19 protein-coding genes and 3 tRNA genes are annotated in these 18,809 nt (G+C 67.1%); 11 read left to right on the top strand and 11 right to left on the bottom strand.

Features of this window, described 5'->3' with window-relative positions; all coding sequences use genetic code 11:
- Window positions 1-242: 242 nt before the first annotated feature.
- The 3 genes from VE759_RS19710 to VE759_RS19700 form a co-directional block, all read right to left on the bottom strand.
- Entirely contained in the window at window positions 243-1,802 is a 1,560-nt protein-coding gene (locus VE759_RS19710) for an IS481 family transposase (RefSeq protein WP_324935553.1), read from the bottom strand.
- A 269-nt stretch (window positions 1,803-2,071) separates the two neighbouring features.
- A tRNA-Arg gene (locus VE759_RS19705) sits at window positions 2,072-2,144 on the bottom strand.
- A 25-nt stretch (window positions 2,145-2,169) separates the two neighbouring features.
- A tRNA-Ser gene (locus VE759_RS19700) sits at window positions 2,170-2,258 on the bottom strand.
- A gap of 153 nt (window positions 2,259-2,411) precedes the next feature.
- Here VE759_RS19700 and VE759_RS19695 point away from each other — a divergent pair.
- Window positions 2,412-3,479 carry a pyridoxal phosphate-dependent aminotransferase gene (locus tag VE759_RS19695; RefSeq protein WP_324935551.1) on the top strand — a complete coding sequence of 356 codons (1,068 nt, stop codon included), beginning with the start codon at window positions 2,412-2,414 and terminating at the stop codon, window positions 3,477-3,479.
- A 16-nt stretch (window positions 3,480-3,495) separates the two neighbouring features.
- Here the strand turns inward: VE759_RS19695 and VE759_RS19690 are convergent, their stop codons facing one another.
- Window positions 3,496-4,068 carry a TIGR03086 family metal-binding protein gene (locus VE759_RS19690; RefSeq protein ID WP_324935561.1) on the bottom strand — a complete coding sequence of 191 codons (573 nt, stop codon included), beginning with the start codon at window positions 4,066-4,068 and terminating at the stop codon, window positions 3,496-3,498.
- 46 nt (window positions 4,069-4,114) lie between these two features.
- On the opposite strand from VE759_RS19690, the gene VE759_RS19685 reads away from it, so the two are divergent.
- Both VE759_RS19685 and VE759_RS19680 read left to right on the top strand, forming a co-directional pair.
- Window positions 4,115-4,528 (top strand): hypothetical protein, encoded by a 414-nt coding sequence (locus VE759_RS19685; protein ID WP_324935549.1) that lies wholly within the window; start codon window positions 4,115-4,117, stop codon window positions 4,526-4,528.
- Window positions 4,529-4,555: 27 nt separating this feature from the next.
- Window positions 4,556-5,383 carry a crotonase/enoyl-CoA hydratase family protein gene (locus tag VE759_RS19680; protein ID WP_324935547.1) on the top strand — a complete coding sequence of 276 codons (828 nt, stop codon included), beginning with the start codon at window positions 4,556-4,558 and terminating at the stop codon, window positions 5,381-5,383.
- Window positions 5,384-5,412: 29 nt separating this feature from the next.
- Here the strand turns inward: VE759_RS19680 and VE759_RS19675 are convergent, their stop codons facing one another.
- The gene (locus tag VE759_RS19675; RefSeq protein WP_324935545.1) at window positions 5,413-5,955 is read right to left on the bottom strand and encodes a dihydrofolate reductase family protein; all 543 of its coding nucleotides are present in this window, start codon (window positions 5,953-5,955) and stop codon (window positions 5,413-5,415) included.
- Window positions 5,956-5,985: 30 nt separating this feature from the next.
- Here VE759_RS19675 and VE759_RS19670 point away from each other — a divergent pair, with 30 nt between their 5' ends.
- Window positions 5,986-6,432 carry an SRPBCC family protein gene (locus VE759_RS19670; RefSeq protein WP_324935543.1) on the top strand — a complete coding sequence of 149 codons (447 nt, stop codon included), beginning with the start codon at window positions 5,986-5,988 and terminating at the stop codon, window positions 6,430-6,432.
- A gap of 136 nt (window positions 6,433-6,568) precedes the next feature.
- On the top strand, window positions 6,569-8,464 hold the full coding sequence (locus VE759_RS19665) for a glycosyltransferase (RefSeq protein WP_324935541.1): 1,896 nt from the start codon (window positions 6,569-6,571) through the stop codon (window positions 8,462-8,464).
- Here the strand turns inward: VE759_RS19665 and VE759_RS19660 are convergent.
- The 3 genes from VE759_RS19660 to VE759_RS19650 all read right to left on the bottom strand — a co-directional run bounded on the left by VE759_RS19660 (window position 8,461) and on the right by VE759_RS19650 (window position 10,075).
- Window positions 8,461-9,330 carry a class I SAM-dependent methyltransferase gene (locus VE759_RS19660; RefSeq protein WP_324935539.1) on the bottom strand — a complete coding sequence of 290 codons (870 nt, stop codon included), beginning with the start codon at window positions 9,328-9,330 and terminating at the stop codon, window positions 8,461-8,463. The two genes, VE759_RS19665 and VE759_RS19660, sit on opposite strands and share 4 nt — an antisense overlap.
- Before the next feature lie 26 nt (window positions 9,331-9,356).
- A tRNA-Ser gene (locus VE759_RS19655) sits at window positions 9,357-9,443 on the bottom strand.
- A gap of 119 nt (window positions 9,444-9,562) precedes the next feature.
- Window positions 9,563-10,075 (bottom strand): MarR family winged helix-turn-helix transcriptional regulator, encoded by a 513-nt coding sequence (locus VE759_RS19650; protein ID WP_324935537.1) that lies wholly within the window; start codon window positions 10,073-10,075, stop codon window positions 9,563-9,565.
- 67 nt (window positions 10,076-10,142) lie between these two features.
- On the opposite strand from VE759_RS19650, the gene VE759_RS19645 reads away from it, so the two are divergent.
- A complete protein-coding gene (locus VE759_RS19645) occupies window positions 10,143-11,120 on the top strand; it encodes an NAD(P)H-quinone oxidoreductase (RefSeq protein WP_324935535.1) in 978 nt (325 codons plus the stop codon).
- A gap of 5 nt (window positions 11,121-11,125) precedes the next feature.
- On the opposite strand, the gene VE759_RS19640 is transcribed toward VE759_RS19645, so the two are convergent.
- Window positions 11,126-12,322 carry a cysteine desulfurase-like protein gene (locus VE759_RS19640; protein WP_324935533.1) on the bottom strand — a complete coding sequence of 399 codons (1,197 nt, stop codon included), beginning with the start codon at window positions 12,320-12,322 and terminating at the stop codon, window positions 11,126-11,128.
- A gap of 108 nt (window positions 12,323-12,430) precedes the next feature.
- Between VE759_RS19640 and VE759_RS19635 the strand changes: the two genes are divergently transcribed.
- The 5 genes from VE759_RS19635 to VE759_RS19615 all read left to right on the top strand — a co-directional run bounded on the left by VE759_RS19635 (window position 12,431) and on the right by VE759_RS19615 (window position 17,503).
- A complete protein-coding gene (locus tag VE759_RS19635; protein WP_324935531.1) occupies window positions 12,431-14,380 on the top strand; it encodes a DUF6541 family protein in 1,950 nt (649 codons plus the stop codon).
- Window positions 14,381-14,396: 16 nt separating this feature from the next.
- The gene (locus VE759_RS19630; RefSeq protein ID WP_324935529.1) at window positions 14,397-14,918 is read left to right on the top strand and encodes a bacterial proteasome activator family protein; all 522 of its coding nucleotides are present in this window, start codon (window positions 14,397-14,399) and stop codon (window positions 14,916-14,918) included.
- Between the two features lie 71 nt (window positions 14,919-14,989).
- Window positions 14,990-15,784, top strand: a complete 795-nt coding sequence (locus VE759_RS19625) for an ABC transporter ATP-binding protein (protein ID WP_324935559.1) — start codon at window positions 14,990-14,992, stop codon at window positions 15,782-15,784.
- A complete protein-coding gene (locus VE759_RS19620; RefSeq protein ID WP_324935527.1) occupies window positions 15,777-16,676 on the top strand; it encodes a glycosyltransferase family 2 protein in 900 nt (299 codons plus the stop codon). The genes VE759_RS19625 and VE759_RS19620 overlap by 8 nt, the downstream gene beginning before the upstream one ends.
- Entirely contained in the window at window positions 16,673-17,503 is an 831-nt protein-coding gene (locus VE759_RS19615; RefSeq protein ID WP_324935524.1) for an ABC transporter permease, read from the top strand. The genes VE759_RS19620 and VE759_RS19615 overlap by 4 nt, the downstream gene beginning before the upstream one ends.
- Before the next feature lie 5 nt (window positions 17,504-17,508).
- Here VE759_RS19615 and VE759_RS19610 read toward each other — a convergent pair whose 3' ends face one another.
- Window positions 17,509-18,297 (bottom strand): phosphotransferase, encoded by a 789-nt coding sequence (locus VE759_RS19610; RefSeq protein WP_324935522.1) that lies wholly within the window; start codon window positions 18,295-18,297, stop codon window positions 17,509-17,511.
- Between the two features lie 2 nt (window positions 18,298-18,299).
- On the bottom strand, window positions 18,300-18,770 hold the full coding sequence (locus tag VE759_RS19605; protein ID WP_324935520.1) for a carboxymuconolactone decarboxylase family protein: 471 nt from the start codon (window positions 18,768-18,770) through the stop codon (window positions 18,300-18,302).
- Window positions 18,771-18,809: the final 39 nt, after the last annotated feature.

Genomic DNA, 18,809 nt, shown 5'->3' with positions numbered 1-18,809 from the left:
GATGACAGGTCAGCAGGTCGGCGTCGTCTTGGTGCGGTGTCTCCCATGACTCCGATCCCGCCTACGCGCTTGACGCCGTCCGCCGCGTCTGGTGATTGCCCAAGAATGCGGTTGCCGATGCACCGAATCAGCGATGGATCTGTCAAGTTCCGGTACCCGCTTGACGAATGAGTTCCGGTAGCTGCTTTACAGATGCGGTGGGCTTCCCTGGCCGGCCCCGGCTATGGGCGGTGCGCGCCGGATTACCGGGCGGGGGTCAAGGCTCGGCCTTCGGGCCGACCGCGTAGCGGCGTGGCCTTGACGCCGGCACGGTCCGGTGCATCCTGTCGCGGTTTGCGGGGCCGGCCATGGGGGGTGGCGTAAGCGCCGTGTTCCTTGGTCCGGTCGTGGCGGATGGGTTGGGTGCGCACCATCGTGCCCTGATAGGTCATCTGCACCGAGCCGGCGACGATGCAAACCTCGACTTCTTTTCCCCGCCAAGCTCGTCCGGCCCGGTACATGGTTCCGGCGAACGACACCTGTCCGCTGGCATCGACGATGCGGGTGACCACGATCCCGGTGCTCGCGGCCCGGGGAGTGCGCCGGCCCTGGCGCAGTGCCGCAGCTGCGGTGTCGGGCTTACGGCGCTGCACATGGGAGGCGACCAGCACATCGTGGTGGAAGATCTGCACCAGGTTGTCGGCGACCACCGCCTGCACCGGTTCGCCGGCCAGCACGATGGGCACCCGATACCCGAAGCCCGCCAAGCGGATCGAGCCGCGCTGATCCACCCAGCGCTGCACCCCGGCGTGGCGCAGATCCGGCCAGCGGGTCGCAGCCTGCCTCGCCGCGACGACCGCGGCGATAGGGTCGGCCACCTGCGGGTCGGGGCCGGCGGGAGCCAACGCGAACCGTTCGGCCGGTGGGCGCATCCCCAGCGACTGATGCGGACGCTCGGTGTTGTAGTGGACCACCCACCCATCCAGGGCTGCCTGCAGCTCGGCGAGGGTGGCGAACCCGCGGTCGGCGTCGGTGAAAAACTCCGCGCGCATCGTCTTGTGAAGCCGCTCAACCTTTCCCGTCGTGGTCGGCGAGCGCGGCGCGGTCAACAAATGCCGGATCCCGTTCTCGGCGCAGACCTGATCAAACAACACCTCCGAACAGGAGCCACCCGGCCCGAACCGCCCCGTGAACACCTTCCCGTTATCAGTGAGGATCTGCTCGGGCACCCCGTGGCGGCCCAGCGCCTCCAGCAGCGCCTCACACACCGGGCGGGCGGTGGCCCGCGCCACCACCTTCGCCGAGACGACGAACCGCGAGTTGTCGTCGATGCCGGTGATCACCTTGACCTCGGCGCCGTCGCTCAGATGAACGCCGCCGACCACGTCCATCTGCCACAGCTCCATCGGCCGGCCCCGCTCCCAGCGCTTGTAGTCACTGCGCCGCCGACGCCGCCGGGCCGGGTCGATACGCCCATTGCGCACCAGCGCCCGATACACACTGGAGCGACCCGGCACCGCCACCACACCCTCGCGCTCCAGCTCGTAGGCGATCCGCGTCGGACCCCAGCGCGGGTGGGCATCGCGCAACACCAACACCCGCGCCTCCAGCTCCGGGGCCATCTGATGCGGACACCCGTGCGGACGCGACGAGCGATCCTCTAAATTCAGCACCGCCCCCTCGCGCGCATACCGGCGCAGCCAGGCGTGCACAGTCTGGCGCGACACCCCATAGCGGCGGGCAACAGCGCTGATCACCGCCCCATCCAGCACCTCGAGCACCGCCCGATAACGCATCTCGGACACCCGCAACTCCCGCAACATGCCGGCCCCTTCCGCAGTCGATCCACGACCACGAAAGAAGCCACAGCTCACCGGCCGCAACGAACCCGGGTGTAAAGCACCTACCGGAACTGTTGTCGCGGACCTACCGGAACCGCGTCCCGGAACCGTAAACCAGCAGCCGGAACTGAAATGTCAAGCATGAACCGGAATCGCACAGGGCCAGCGGATTGGTTACTGTCGTCAAAAGTGTCGTCAAACGACCAACAGAGGTGCCTCCAGAGTGACAGAAACAACCCCTGACCTGCGAGCGCGCCCGAAGGGATTCGAACCCCCAACCTTCTGATCCGTAGTCAGATGCTCTATCCGTTGAGCTACGGGCGCTTGGCCTTATTCGATTGTGGACCGGCGGAGGCGAGAGGATTTGAACCTCCGGTCCCCTTTGAGGGGGACAACTCATTAGCAGTGAGCCCCATTCGGCCGCTCTGGCACGCCTCCTGAACCTTCCCGAGGGTACCGGACCCGAGCGCTGGGCCCGGCCCTTCCCCGGTCGCTGCGCTTCTGCCCCAGGGAAAACCGCCGAGCGCACAGCGTACACAGCAACAACTACCGAAGGCAAAGGCGTCCGCGCGGGCTACCTATGCTGGTCAAGTGACTCCCCGTCTACGCCCGGAGCTGGCCGATCTCCCGGCCTACACGCCGGGCAAGACGGTGCCGGGAGCGATCAAGATCGCCAGCAACGAAACCGTGCACGGGCCGTTGCCCAGCGTGCGGGCGGCTATCGAGAAGGCCACCGACGCGGCCAACCGCTATCCGGACAACGGCTATGTCGAGCTGCGGGAGCGTCTGGCCGAGCATGTGGATTTCCCGCCCGAGCACATCTCTGTCGGCTGCGGGTCCGTGAGCCTGTGTCAGCAGCTGATCCAGATCACGTCCACGGTCGGCGACGAGGTGGTGTTCGGCTGGCGCAGCTTCGAGGTGTATCCGCTGCAGGTTCGGCTTGCCGGCGCCACCCCCGTGCAGGTGCCGCTGAGGGATCACACGTACGACCTCGACGCGATGCTGGCCGCGGTCACCGCCCGCACCCGACTGATCTTTGTCTGCAGCCCGAACAACCCCACCAGCACGGTCGTCGACCCCGACGCACTTGCCCGCTTCGTCGACGCGGTGCCGTCGCAGATTCTGATCGCGCTCGACGAGGCCTACGTCGAATACATCCGGGACGGGATGCTGCCGGACAGCTTCGGGCTGGTCCGGTCCCACAGCAATGTTGTTGTGCTGCGCACGTTTTCGAAGGCCTACGGGCTGGCCGGGCTGCGGATCGGCTATGCGGTCGGCGACCCGCACGTCATCACCACTTTGGGTAAGGCCTATGTGCCGTTCAGCGCCACCAGCATTTCGCAGGCCGCCGCGATCGCGTCGCTGGACGCCGCCGACGAGCTGTTGGCCCGCACCGACGCCGTCGTCTCCGAACGCAACCGGGTGAGCGCCGCGCTGCGCGACGCCGGCTACCGGCTGCCCCCGTCGCAGGCCAATTTCGTGTGGCTGCCGCTGCCCGGGCGCACCCTCGACTTTGTCTCCGAGGCCGCCAGCAACCGGCTGATCGTGCGCCCATACGGTCAGGACGGCGTGCGGGTCACGATCGGCGCACCGCACGAGAACGACGCGTTCATCGCTTTCGCCCGACGTTGGATCGCTGGATCGGCAGCTGCCCAATGACGGACGCCGTGCGCGATTAGCTCACCGGTTGCCGGCCGGTGAATGCGATCAGCCGGTCTAGCACACTGGCATCGTCGGACACCGGAACCGGCTCGTCGAAGCCAACATTGCCGCGGCCCTGCGGCGTGATGATCTTTTGCGCCAACCCGAGCACATAATCGGCCAGCGCGTCCGACGCGTTCACCGTCTGCCCGGTCGCGATCGCGTAATCCCAGGCGTGGACGAGGAATTCGATCGACAGGATTCCGGCGAATACTCTCGCCGGTGACTCGTTGGGGCCCAACGTCACGGTGCTCTCAAGGCCGCGGTCGTGCCAGGCGTCCAATGCCGGCCGGGCGGCAAGCACGATTTGTCGCTCCACCGAATCGGTTTCGTCCCTCGGCGGGAACTCGGCTCCCGCCGCGCCGCCGATCGTCCTGATGGAATTCATCAGGTGATCGGTCAACTCCGCGAGGTTGAACCGTCGGCACGGGGTCGGCTTGGACAGGTCGTCGTTGGGAATCGGATGCAGCACGGTCCGCAGCACGGCCAACGTGGCCTCCGCGCAGGCCAGCTCGTCGGTCGGCCGGGCATCGGGCCCAGATGCCATGGTCATGTCGCCACGGTACGCGGGCCGCGGGCCTATCGTTGCGCAGATGCGGACTCATCTGCGCGTCATCGCCGCCGTGGTCATCTGCCTCGGCGTCGCCACAGGTTGTCAGCGCACCACCGGCGGCACGGTCGCGATGACGACGGAACCCGGCCCGCCGATATCCGCGCGGCCGTCGACGACGACGTCGCGGCCAACCGCGTTGCCGCCCACCAGGAGACCTTCACCGACCTCCGAGGTTCCCCCGCCACCCAACGCGACGGCGATGACATGCAAAAACTTCTCCGGCTTAGACGACGCGACCCGCCGTGCGGTCGTCAAGGCCATTCTCGACGAACAGAAGGACAGCCCATTTGGCATGCTCGGCCCCGATTTCGCCCAGTCGATGGCCACGACGATGTGTCAGTTCATGCCCGACAGCACCGTAAAGGAGGTGCTGACGGGTGCACCGCCACGCTAGCCGCGCCGTTGGCTAGCCTGTTTGTTCATGGGCGCTCCATACGAATCCGTCACCGTCGAGACCAAGGACCAGGTCGCGCAGGTGACGCTGATCGGCCCCGGCAAGGGCAATGCGATGGGGCCGGCGTTCTGGTCGGAGATGCCCGAGGTATTCGCCGAGCTCGACGCCGACCGCGACGTTCGGGCCATCGTGCTCACCGGATCGGGTCGTAACTTCAGCTACGGCCTGGATGTGCCCGCGATGGGCGGGGCATTCGCTCCGCTGCTCGCCCCCGAGGGGGCGCTGGCCCGGCCGCGGGCCGACTTTCACGCCGAGATCCTGCGCATGCAAAACGCGATCAGCGCAGTCGCCGATTGCCGTACGCCGACGATCGCGTCGGTGCACGGCTGGTGCATCGGCGGCGGCGTCGACCTGATTTCGGCGGTCGACGTCCGCTACGCCAGCGCCGACGCGAAGTTCTCGGTGCGCGAGGTCAAGCTCGCAATGGTCGCCGACGTCGGCAGCCTGGCCCGGCTGCCGCTGATCCTGTCCGACGGCCACTTAAGGGAACTCGCGTTGACGGGCCGCGACATTGACGCCGCCCGCGCCGAAAAGATCGGTCTGGTCAACGACGTGTTCGCCGACGCCGACGCCGCGCTGGCGGCCGCCCACGCCACCGCCGCGGAGATCGCCGCCAATCCGCCGCTGACCGTTACCGGCGTCAAGGACGTCCTCGACCAGCAGCGGATCTCTCGGGTGTCGGAAAGCCTGCGCTATGTCGCGGCCTGGAATGCGGCGTTTCTGCCGTCGAAGGACCTGACCGAGGGCATCACCGCGACGTTCCAAAAACGCCGACCCGAGTTCCGCGGCGAATAGCGGCGAATAGCGGCGAATAGCCCGAACACCTAGCGCACGACGCGCAGCCACAGGTTCATGCCCTGCGGCGCTTCCGTCACGCTGATCGGCTCGAGTCTCACGGTGTTTCCTCCCGGCGCGTCGAAGAGCCGGACGCCGTCACCGAGCATCACCGGCACGATGTAGACGAGGATCTCGTCGAGCGCGCCCGCGTCCAGGCATTGGGCGGCGACGCTGGCGCCAAGCACGTTGACGTACTTGCCCCCGGCGGCGGCACGCGCCCGGGCGAGCGCATCGTCAAGGTTGTCCACGAACGTGACGCCCGGCGCCGGCTGATCCGGGGGTCGGTGCGTCAGCACGAATTGCGGGCCGCTCCAGCCGCCGCCGAACGCTTCGCCCTCCTGCGGCGTGCCCTTGTACGGGTCGTCGCCGCCGAACGTGCCGTTGCCGGCGACAATCGCGCCGACCTCGGGCAACAACTCGTCCAGGACAGGGTTGGGTTCCAGGTAATCCGCGAGCCACGACATGTCGCCGCCGGGGCCCGCAATGAAGCCGTCAACCGACATCGACGCCGAATACAAGATCTTGGTCACGACTGGAATGCTTACGGCCACAATGGCGTGATGGCAACGGCGGACGCCGAAGTCCACACCGTGATCGCCCGGCCGCGGCCGGTTGTCGCGGCCTACTGCTGCGACCCGGACAACGCAACCGAGTGGTACGCCAATATCAAAGAGGTGCAATGGGAAACGCCGAAGCCGGTGGCGCTGGGTTCGCGGTTCGCGTTCACCGCGAGGTTCCTCGGCCGCACCTTGCGCTACACGTATGAAGTCGTCGAATTGGTGCCCGAGCGGCGTTTCGTGATGCGCACCGCCCAGGGGCCGTTTCCGATGGAGACCACCTATGCCTGGTACGACGCGCCCGACGGCGCCACCCGCATGACGCTGCGCAACCGCGGCGAACCGGCCGGGTTTTCGCGGCTCGCCGCGCCCGTTATGGCGCCGGCGATCAGACGCGCGACCACGAAGGACCTGGCTCGGCTGAAGTCGATTCTCGAAGCGCAACGCTGAACCGCAAAGTTTCTTAACGCCCCACACAGACCCTTGCTGATGGGTCCGAACTGCCTGAACTTGTTAGTCTCCTTCCGGGCCAGGTGAGTCACCAAATGAAAATGTGCACGATATACCTTCACGACGTAGGAGCGGCATGAGCGAGAGCGGACCGGTCGGGGCGGTCCCGGTCAGCCCCGAAGTGCTTAAGCATGCGTTGACCGAACATCCGGCGCCGGAGCGGCTGGTAGCGGCCCGCGGCGTGTTCACAGGTCCAAACCCGGCGGTGCCCGACCGGCTGTATACCCGCGTCGTGCGCGGCAAGGCCCACCGCGAACGAACCGCGCTGCGCCTGGAGAAGGGCGCCACCGTCAACACCGATACGTATTTCGGCCTGTTCCCCGCCAGCTACCTCCAGCGGTGGACCGATGTCACCGAGGTCACGTTGCGGTTGGCGTTCGACGCGGCCGGCCAGGCCAGGGTGTTGCTGCGCGCGTCGGACGCGAAGGGCTACGCCCGCACCATCGCTACCACCGAGGTCGATGGCACCGGCACGGTCAGCCTGACGGCAAAGCTCAACGAATTCGTCGACGGCGGATCGCTGTGGATGGAGTGCACGGCGATCGGTGGTCCGGTGACGATCACCGACCTCGAGTGGACGGTGCCCGCGCCGCAGGCGATCCGGCCCGCGGCGATCGCCATCTGCACGTTCAACCGCCCCGACGACTGCGCGGCCACCGTGGCGGCCATCGCCGGCGACAAGGGCCTGCTGGCGGGGATCGACGCGATATATGTCGTGGACCAGGGCACCGACTGCGTCGGGACCAAGCCGCTCTTCCGTGACATCGCCGCGCGGCTCGGTGACAAGCTGGTCTACCTGCGTCAGCCGAACCTCGGCGGCAGCGGCGGGTTCACCCGCGGCATGTACGAGGTGTCTAGCATCACCGACCACGCCAACGTCATCTTGATGGATGACGACATCATCTGCGAACCCGACTCGGTGCTGCGGCTCAATGCGTTTGCGAACCTGACGCCGACCCCGACGATTGTCGGCGCGCAAATGCTGTTCCTGAAGAACCCGCGGTACCTGCTCGCCGGTGCCGAATTCCCCGATCTGGCCAAACTGCGGCCGGGCCGGTGGGCGGCGAATGCGCTGCACAACGCCGACATCGCCAAGCAGCGTCAGGACAAGCGGGCCGACGCCGCGTACACCGGGTGGTGGACGTGTCTTATCCCGGCCGAGGTGGTCGCGGCCGTCGGCCTCCCGATGCCGATGTTCATCAAGTGGGACGACATCGAGTACAGCTTGCGCGCGGCCGCCAGCGGCTATCCCACCGTGACGCTTCCCAATGCCGGCGTGTGGCACGCGGAGTTTCACTGGAAGGACTACGACGACTGGGTCCATTACTTCCAGATTCGAAACGCACTGATCACCGCCGCGCTGCGCGGTCGCATTGACACCGCCGTGGCGAGCAAGGCGTTCACCCGCGAAATCGCGGAGTGCCTCGCGTCGATGCGATACGGGCTGGCCCACCTCATCATTCGGGCCATCGAGGATTTTCTGGAGGGCCCCTCGATCCTCGACGATGGCGGCGCAGCCGCCGCGGCCCGAATCCGCGCCGAGCGTGCCGAATATTCCGAGACCAAGGCGCATCCGGCCGTCAAGACGGCCGAGCTGACCAACGCGTTTCCGCCGATTCAGCCCTCGTCGGAGCACAAACCCCGCAAGGACCGAATGGATTTGGTGCGGTTGAAGCGGTTTGTCTACCAATGGCTCGGGCGCACCATGCCGGGCCCCGTGATGATTCCGGCCGCCGACGCGTATTGGTGGCACATCGCCCGCTTCGACCAGGCCGTGGTGACCGATGCCTCCCAAACCGGGGTACGGCTGCTGCGGCGCGATAAGAAGTCGCTGCGAGCGCTCACGCGTCGCGCGGCCAAGACCATTCGGCGGTTCCGCGCGCAGGCGCCGACGGTGCAGGGCCGCTACCAGGAGGCATTTCCTCGGCTCAGCAGCCGGGAGAACTGGGCGCGGCTGTTCGCCGCTGACTAATGCAGGCGGACGACCACCTGCTCGTTGTTGCCGGTGTAGGCCAGGTAGTCGAACGAGCGCCCAGTCTTCTCGATGAACTCCGTCCACGCCCGGTACTCGTGCTCCGGCCAACCCGGGAAGTTGAAGAACTCGTCGAACAACAGCACGGCACCAGGTGCCAGCCGATCGGCGGTCAAGTCCAGCACGGTCTTGGTGGAGGAGTACAGGTCGGCGTCGAGATGTATGAACGCGATGGGTTCGTCGTTCTCCTCGAGGAATCCCGGCAGCGTGTCCTCGAACAATCCGATGACGACCCGGGCGCCGGGTATCTTCGGCGGCTGCGGCTGTGCGAACTCCCCTTCCGGGAATCCGGTTCGCCACGTTTCGGGCAGGCCGGTGAAGATGTCGAATCCGATCACAGTCAGCTCACTGGCCACCGCTTGGGCGATGATGCCGAGCGTCGTTCCACTCGCGACGCCGAACTCCAGCGCAAGCCCGGAGCCCTTGATCTCGGAGAGCGCGAAACGAAGCGTGTCGTGCGGATGCCAGAACACCGGCACCTTGGGCATGTGCTCGAGCACGAATTCCGCGCTCTGTCTGGTCGCGCCGATGTCGAGCGAATACGAAATGTCGCGGCGCGCCCGGTGTTCCAGCTCCCCCAGCCGGTCGTTGAGGACGCCCAGCCTGTCGCTCATCGCGATCACCCGGTCGCTCAAGCGGTCGAGCATGGCCATGTCCACCGCGTGCAGCGCCTGCAGGCGCTCGTGCAGGCGCTGTTCTAGCCGCTCTTGTAGCCGCTCGTCCGACTGGGCGTTTTCCGCCTCGACGACCTCTGCCACCGCACGCTGCAGCTTCTGCCGGGCCGCGGCCTTGAGCCGGTCGAGCATGCAACAGTCCTTCCTGACGTCCTCGGCGGTGGCGGAGGGATTTGAACCCCCGGACGGTGTTAGCCGTCTCTCGCTTTCAAGGCGAGTGCATTAGGCCGCTCTGCCACGCCACCGCGGACAAGCGTAACGGGGTCGATCCGCGGGTCGCTTCGCTCCCCAATCCGCGGTCTCTTCAGTCCCCGGACGGGTCGCTTCGCTCCCCAATCCGCCGGTCGTTTCGCTCCCCGGACGGCTAGACCCGGCCCAGCCTGGTCGGGGGGGCGGCGACCTTCAGCCCGGCGTTGATGCGGCGGCAGTTTTCGCCGATCGCCGCGACTTGCGGTCTGGTCAACTGACCGAGGAAGTGCTGACGCACGCACAGCCCGTAGGTCACCATCGCGTCCTTGACCATCGCGCGGCCGTCGGCGGTGATTGTGGCCAGTACGCCGCGGCCGTCGTCCGGGCTGGCTTCGCGCTTGACCAGACCTTGGTTCTCGAGCCGGCGGATCTGGCGGGTGATGCGACTAGGCAGCGACATCAGCCCGTCGGCGAGATCGCCCATCCGTGCCGAACCGGACGGCGACTTGTTCAGCATGTCCAGCAACCGAACATCAACCAGCGTCAGCTGGTGCGACTCAACCAGACCGCGGTTCAACGCCGCGGACATCCGCAGCGCCGCCTCCAGAAAGTTCTGCCACGATCGCAGCTCGGCAATGTCCAATCCGGGCATCTCACTCGCCGTGCGCCCGGCGATCAGCCCCTCCATGGGCCAGGATTCTAGGCCAGCAACCGTTGCGAACGGTATGAAATGAGCGGGTAGTAGCGTAACTGGCATGCGTGCTGTCGTCGTCGATTCGGTGGATCAACTGGCCTGGCGCGAGGTGCCCGACGTGCGGGCCGGCGAAGGTGAAGTGCTGATCGAGGTGAGCGCTGCCGGGGTCAACCGCGCGGATCTGCTGCAGGCGGCCGGCCACTACCCGCCTCCGCCGGGCGCCAGCGAGATACTCGGCATGGAAGTCTCCGGCGTCATTGCCGATGTCGGGGCAAACGTCACCAAATGGTCGGCGGGACAAAAGGTTTGCGCTCTGCTCGCCGGCGGCGGCTACGCCGAGTACGTGGCCGTCCCGGCGCCGCAGGTGATGCCGATACCCGACGGCGTCGAAGTACATCAGGCCGCCGCGTTGCCCGAGGTGGCCTGCACGGTGTGGTCCAATCTGGTGATGACCGCAGGGCTTTCGGCCGGTGAGACGCTGCTGGTCCACGGCGGTGCCAGCGGGGTTGGCACGCACGCCATTCAGGTCGCCCACGAGCTGGGCGTGAAGGTTGCGGTGACGGCGGGCTCGGCGGCGAAGCTGCAGGTGTGCCGCGAACTGGGCGCCGACATCGGGATCAATTACCGCGACGAGGACTTCGTCACGCAGCTCAGCGACGAAGCCGGCGGCGCCGACGTGATCCTCGACATAATCGGCGCCAAGTACCTGGACCGCAACATCGACGCGCTGGCCGCCGACGGCCGACTCGTCGTGATCGGATTTCAGGGCGGCATCACCGCCGAGCTCAACCTCGCCAAGCTACTGGCCAAGCGCGGACACATCATCGCGACCGCGCTGCGGGCACGTCCGGTCGACGGTCCGGCCGGAAAGGGTCACATCGTCGATGAGGTCGTCGCCCATGAGTGGCCGATGATCGCCGAAGGGCGGGTGCGGCCGGTGATCGGCGCGGTGTATCCGGTCGAGGAGGCCAGCGCCGCACACAAACTGCTGAATTCCGGCGACGTGATTGGCAAGGTGATCCTGCGGATCAGGGACTAACGGGATTAACCGAACGACGCCAGCGCGCGGACCAACTGGTCGACCTCCGTGGACGTCGAGTAGTGCGCGAGCCCGACGGACACCGCGCCGCCGACGTCGTTGACGCCGATCAGGTCGAGCACCCGCGACGTCGCGTTGGGAATCGCGCAGATGCCGTTGTCGGCCAGCCGCTGCACCACGCGGTCGGCCGGCACGTCCCTGACCGCGAAGCTGAGCGTGGGAATCCGGACTTCGGGCCGCCCGATCACCATCACCCGGGGCAGTGACCGCAGCGACGCGAGCAGGTAGTCATAGACCCGGTCCAGGTACAAACCGGCCGACTGCATCGAAACCGCGAGCCGCTGGCGCCGCGTGCCGGTTGCGGTCTCGTCCAGCGATGCCAGGTACTCGACGCTGGCCACCACGCCGGCAAGCAAGCCGAACTGATGCACGCCCACCTCGAGCCGGGACGCGCCGGTCGCACGCGGGTTCAACGACATCGAGCTGAACGACTCGATCAGCGACGGATCCCGGAACACCAGCGCGCCGATCGGCGGGCCGCCCCACGCCACCGCATTCACCGCGACGATGTCGGCGTCGATCTCGTCGATGTCGATCAGGCGGTACGGCGCCGCCGCCGAATGGTCGACGACAGCCAGTCCACCGACGTCGTGGACGAGCTTGGTGACCGCCCGCAGATCGGTGACGGTGCCCAGCGTCGCCGACGCCGAGCTGATCGCGACCAGCCGCGTTCCGCCGGTGATCAGGTTTTCCCACTGCCACGTCGGTAGGTCGCCGGTCTCGATATCGACCTCGGCCCATTTGATCTTGGCCCCGAACCGCTTTGCTGCGCGCAGCCACGGCGCGATGTTGGCCTCGTCGTCGAGCCTGCTGACCACCACCTCGAAGCCCAGCCCGGCGCGCGACCCCGACGCGTCGGCCAGCGCCGCCAGCAAAACCGCCCGGTCTGGGCCAAGCACCACCCCGCGTGGGTCCGCGCTAACCAGGTCGCCGACCGCCTGACGGGCTGCGTCGAGCACGGCGGCGCTGCGCTGGGCGGCCGGATGCGGGCTGCGAGTGGTCGGAAGCGAGCGACGGAATGCCGTCGAAACCGTGGTCGCGACCGACTCGGGAATCAACATGCCCTGCTGCGCGTCGAAATGCACCCATCCGTCGCCCAGCGAAGGATGCAGGCCACGCACCCGGGCGACGTCGTATGCCATGCCAGCCACCTTAAAGCCCCGTGGATCCCACCAGCCGAGCGGTTGCGGTAGCGCCCGACCCCATCTTGGCCGGACAGACCGGGTCGCCTGGCCAGCCATACTAGTCCAGTGAGCTTCGGGTTCGGAGTCCTAACAGCATTGCTGTTGCTCATCCTCCCCGGCGCCATCATCGCCCTCGCCGCGCGGCTACCGTTGCCGATCGCGATCGCGGTCGGACCCGCGTTGACCTACGGCGTCGTCGGCCTGGCCATCATCCCGTTCGGTGCTCTCCGGATTCCCTGGAACGGCTGGACGGCGTTGTTTGCTCTGGCGGCCGTCACCGGCGTCGCCGCCGCGTTGCGGGTGGTGCTCGGACGATTCCGCGACCGCGACGCCGAAGCCCGCGCGATGTCGCTGTGGCCGGCGCTCGCCGTGGCCGGCGGGGTGGTGCTCGGCGCCGCGCTGATCTTCTTCGCCGCTTGGCGCGGGATAGCGGCCTGGCAGTCAATCCCGAGCACATGGGATTCCGTCTGGCATGCCAATACCATTCGCTACATCCTCGACACCGGACAGGCGTCGTCGACGCACATGGGCGACCTGCGCAACGTCGAGACCCATGACGCGCTGTACTACCCATCGGCATTCCATGCGCTGGCCGCGGTGTTCAGCCAGATCACCGGCGCCGCGCCGACGACGTCCTTCACCCTGTCCTCGGTCGCGACCGCGGTCTGGCTGTTCCCCGTCAGCGCCGCCACGCTGACCTGGCAGGTGCTGCGCTCACGGACCAGCCAATGGCGCACCGCCGGCTGCGCCGGGGCCGCGGCGGCGCTCTCCGCGTCGTTCACCGCGATCCCCTACGTGGAGCTCAACACCGCCTCGATGCCCAACCTCGCCGCATACGGCATCGCGGCTCCGACAATGGCGCTCACGGTGTCTGCGTTGCGGCATCGCGACCGGATACCCCTGGCGGTGCTCGCGCTGGTCGGGGTTTTCTCGGTGCACACCACCGGCGGCTTCGTGGTGATGTTGTTCGTCGCGGCGTGGTGGCTGTTCGACGGGCTGTTCCGTCCGGTTCGGGGCAGGGTCGCGGACCTGGTGACACTGCTGCTCATCGCCGCGCCGGCGCTGGCGATCCTGTTGCCGCAGTTCGTCGGAATCTTCAAGCTCGCCGAGATCATCGCCGGACACGCGTTCGTCACGCACCAGGGCAAGAAGAAGGCGCTGTTCGACGCCGTGTTCCAGCACACGCGGCACCTCAACGACTTCCCGATCCAGTACGCACTGGTCGCGCTGGCCGCGATCGGTGGGTTGATCCTGCTGATTCGCAGGATCTGGTGGCCGCTTGCGGTGTGGCTGCTGCTGGTGGTGGCGATCGTGTACTCGTCGGCGCCGTTCGGCGGCTTCGTCGCGGCCCTGATCGCCAAGTTCAGCGACGTTTTCTACAGCGACCCGCGTCGGCTGTCGGCGGTCATCACGCTGTTGTTGGCGCCGATGGCCGGCATCGCATTGTTCACAATCGTGACTTGGGTGCTGGACCGGTTGCCGAGCCGTGTGCCCGAACCGACGCGGTACGCGGTGGCAGCCGTGCTGGCGATCGCGATCAGCATCGGCTATGCGTGGCATTACCTTCCGCGGCACCGAATGCTGATCGGCCAGAAGTATGACCGGGTCATGATCGACAACCGTGACCTGGCGGCCTTTTCCTACCTGGCCACCCTGCCCGGCGCTCACACCACGCTGATCGGCAATGGCAACACCGACGGCACCGCGTGGATGTACGCGGTCGCCGACCTGCACCCGCTGTGGACCCACTACGACTACCCGGTGCAGCAGGGTCCCGGCTACCAACGCTTCATCTTCTGGGTGTACGCCGACGAAGCCGACACCGACCCGCGTGTCGCCGAGGCGGTGCGGGTATTGAATATTCGTTACGTGGTGACCAGCACACCGGTGGTCAGAGGGTTCGCCGTGCCCGACGGGCTAGTGTCGCTAGATAAGTCACGGTCGTGGGCGAAGATCTACGACAACGGCGAAACCCGCATCTACGAATGGCGCGGACCGCAGCCGCCGGCGACTTGAGAAGGATGGTGAGTGGATGAGCACGGGCATGGATGACGACAACATCGAAATCATCAACGGCCGGGGAGCCGGCCAGCAGGAGTCGACTGATGGCGAACGCCAGCCGAGCCTGACCGACCTGGTCGAGCAGCCGGCCAAGGTAATGCGGATCGGCACGATGATCAAGCAGCTGCTCGAAGAGGTGCGCGCCGCGCCGCTGGACGATGCCAGCCGCAACCGGCTGCGCGAGATTCATGCCACCAGCATCCGTGAGCTTGAGGACGGCCTCGCGCCGGAGCTGCGCGAGGAACTGGAGCGGCTCACACTGCCGTTCACCGAGGATGCGGTGCCCTCGGACGCCGAGCTGAGAATCGCCCAGGCCCAATTGGTCGGCTGGCTGGAAGGACTGTTCCACGGCATACAGACCGCGTTGTTCGCTCAGCAGATGGCGGCCCGCGCGCAACTGGAACAAATGCGTCAGGGCGCGTTGCCGCCCGGGATGTCGGCACCCGGACACCCCGGTGTGCCCGGTCCCCCCGGCACGGGGCAATACCTGTAGCAAACGACAGCACCGTGTCCGTTTCAGATCCGACCGCCAACGGTTCAGCGCCCGCTGCACCGTCGGCAGTGGTGGCTCCGGTGAGCATCGAGACGCACAACGCGTGGGTGGAGTTTCCGATCTTCGACGCCAAGTCGCGGTCGCTGAAGAAGACCTTCCTCGGCAGGGCCGGCGGCACGATCGGTCGCAACACGTCCAACGTGTTGGTCATCGAGGCGCTGCGCGACATCACGCTGTCGCTGTCGATGGGCGACCGGGTCGGATTGGTGGGACACAATGGCGCGGGCAAGTCGACGCTGCTGCGGCTGCTTTCCGGAATCTACGAACCGACCCGTGGTTCGGCGACCGTGCGGGGCAGGGTGGCGCCGGTCTTCGACCTCGGCGTCGGGATGGACCCGGAGATCTCCGGCTACGAGAACATCATCATCCGCGGTTTGTTTCTCGGCGAGACTCGAAAGACGATGCAGTCCAAGGTCGATGAGATCGCCGAGTTCACCGAGCTCGGCGAATACCTTTCGATGCCGCTGCGCACCTACTCGACCGGCATGCGGGTGCGGCTGGCGATGGGCGTCGTCACCAGCATCGACCCCGAGATCCTGCTGCTCGACGAGGGCATCGGGGCCGTCGACGCCGACTTTCTGAGGAAGGCGCAGGTCCGGCTGCAGAAGCTGGTGGAGCGCTCGGGCATCCTGGTGTTCGCCAGCCATTCCAACGAATTCCTTGCCCGGCTGTGCAAGACCGCGATCTGGATCGACCACGGCGAGATCCGCATGTGCGGCGGCATCGAGGACGTGGTCCGCGCCTACGAAGGCGAGGAAGCCGCGCACCACGTCGCCGAGATACTGGCCGAAACCGCCCATGACTGAGACGGTGCACGCGGTGCTGGTGACCCACCGGCGTCCCGACGAATTATCCAAGTCTCTGGACGTCCTCACGGCACAGACCCGCACGCCCGACCACGTGCTCGTCGTCGACAACGACAACGATGAGCGGGTGCGTGACCTGGTGGCCGGCCAGCCGGTGCCGACGACGTATCTGGGATCACGCCGAAACCTCGGCGGCGCAGGCGGATACGCGCTGGGCATGCTCCACGCGTTGGCGCGGGGCGCCGACTGGGTGTGGTGCGCAGACGACGACGGCCGTCCACAAGACCCGACCGTGCTCGCCACTCTGCTGGCGTGCGCCGACAAACACCGACTGGCCGCGGTGTCGCCGATGGTCTGCGACATGGACGACCCGCAGCGGCTGGCGTTTCCGTTGCGGCGCGGCATCGTATGGCGAAGGTACACAAGCGAATTGCACACCGATTCCGGACAGGACCTGCTGCCCGGCATCGCGTCGCTGTTCAACGGCGCGCTGTTTCGGGCGACCACCCTACAAGCCGTTGGTGTGCCCGACCTGCGGCTGTTCGTGCGCGGCGACGAGACCGAGATTCACCGCCGGCTGGTGCGCTCGGGCTTGCCGTTCGGGACGTGCCTGGACGCCGTGTACCTGCATCCGCACGGCGCCGACGAATTCAAGCCGATTCTCGGCGGCCGCATGCACACTCAGTACCCGGACAACCCGGTCAAACGGTTCTACACGTACCGCAACCGCGGCTACCTGTTGTCGCAGCCGGGGCTGCGCCGGCTGCTGCCCCAGGAGTGGCTGCGGTTCGCGTGGTTCTTCCTGGTGTCGCGGCGCGACCCGGCGGGCCTGCGGGAGTGGATCCGGCTGCGGCGGTTGGGCCGCCGGGAGAGGTTCCAGGACAAGCCATGACGATCACCGAGGCCGGCGTCAAGTCGCGGACGCTGGGCAAGGCGTGGTGGGACCTGCGGGCCGGATTCGCCAAGCACGAGCTGTGGCTGCATCTGGGTTGGCAGGACATCAAACAGCGCTACCGGCGCTCGGTGCTCGGCCCGATCTGGATAACGATCGCCACCGGCACCACGGCGGTCGCGATGGGTGGGCTGTACTCGAAGCTGTTTCACCTCCAGCTGTCCGAGCACCTGCCATACGTGACGCTGGGGCTGATCATCTGGAACCTGATCAACGCGTCGATCCTCGAAGGGGCCGAGGTGTTCGTCGCCAATGAGGGACTGATCAAACAGCTACCCGCTCCGCTGTCGGTGCACGTCTACCGGATGGTGTGGCGGCAGATGATCCTGTTCGGCCACAACATCGCGATCTACGCGATCATCGCGATCATCTATCCGAAGCCATGGAGCTGGGCCGACCTCGCCGTGATCCCGGCGATGGGCCTGATCGTGCTGAATTGCATCTGGGTATCACTGGTTTTCGGAATCGTCGGCACCCGCTACCGCGACATCGGTCCGCTGCTTTTTTCCGTCGTGCAGCTGCTGTTCTTCATGACGCCGATCATCTGGAACGAGAAGACGTTGGCCGCACAGGGCGCGGCGCGGTGGAGCAAGATCGTCGAGCTGAACCCGCTGCTGCACTACCTCGACATCGTCCGCGCACCGCTGCTCGGCGCCGAACAGCAACTGCGGCACTGGCTGGTCGTGCTGGTGCTGACCGTGATCGGCTGGATCCTCGCGGCGCTGGCGCTGCGCCAATACCGCGCGCGAGTCGCCTACTGGGTGTGAGCCCCCTAAGCAGCCATCCTCGCGCAGGCGTCGATAAGCAGGGCCTGCTCCTCGTCGCGCCGATGCGTGACAGCGGCGGCCGCCGCCTCGACAACCCCGGCGCGGGCGAACGGCTCAAGCACCGGCCACGGGTCCGCCGGTGCGGCAGGCACCGCGACGCCGCCCGCCGCCCGGTATGCGCCGAGGAACGCATGCCAGTCGGCCTCCGAAAGCAACCCGGCCGCCCAGAATCCGGCCGGGCGGCCTAGATCCCATGCGGGGTCGCCAACGCCGAGGTCGTCGACGTCGATCAGCTGCCACGGCCCGCGGGGTCGTCGGCCCAGCTGACCGACGTGCCAGTCGCCATGCACGAGTGTGCGTGGCCGCCACGCCGCGCCGGGCATCCAGACCCACAGCGGAATGGTGGCCGCCGCCTGGTTGATTGCGGCGACCGGTCCGCCGTGATTCAGCGTGTACAGCGCGCGTCGTAGCCGCTGCGGGCCGCCCTGCTGGACCGAGCGCTCCTCGTCGGTCAATGGCTCCCGGTGTAGTTGCGCCAGCAGTCGGCCGGCCTCGGCCCACATCGCGGTGCCCGGCTCGCCGGTATCGACCCGGGGCCAGCGGCTGCGCCAACGCGAGCCGACCCGCTCGGGCATGGTGCTCAACGGCCCCAGCAGCGGACTCCGGCCGTCGGCGCAGAGCCGCGCCGCGATGCTCAGCCGAGTGGCCAGGTCACGCGGGTCCGTCCCGACCCGGTGCACCTTGACCACCACCTCGTCGTCGATGGTGATCTCGGCACCGGTCAGCGTGTGCATCGTTACCCGCGCTTGGGCGGCCGCAGCCGGGTGGTGACGCCGATCCGGTTCCAGGCGTTGATGCTCACCGCCATCGCAATGACCTGACCGAGCTCCCGCTCCGAAAAAGCCGCCGCTGCCCGCGAATACACCTCGTCGGACACGTGACCGGGACCGGTCAGCTGGGTAATCGCCTCGGTCAGCGCGAGCGCCGCCTGCTCCGGCTCGGTGAACACGTCGCCTGCCTCTGCCCATGCGGCAAGCAACATCAGCTTCTGCTCGTTGATTCCGCGCTTGCGGGCGTCATGGGAATGCATGTCGACGCAGAACGCGCAGTGGTTGATCTGCGAGGCACGGATCTTGATCAATTCGGCCAGGTCGGGGTCCAGATCCCGGGCGGCCGCATTGGACAGTGCCTGCATCGCCTCATACAGCTCCGGCGACACCTTGTACATCTTGATGCGTTCCACCGTCGTATCGACCGTTTGTGTCATACCACCGACGCTACTGCGGAACGGCCCATTGAGATGGTT

This window comes from Mycobacterium sp. (assembly GCF_035640695.1).
Classification (GTDB): Bacteria; Actinomycetota; Actinomycetes; order Mycobacteriales; family Mycobacteriaceae; genus Mycobacterium.
Note: the sequence above shows the minus strand (reverse complement) of the source record. Positions and strands in the feature narration are given on the sequence as shown.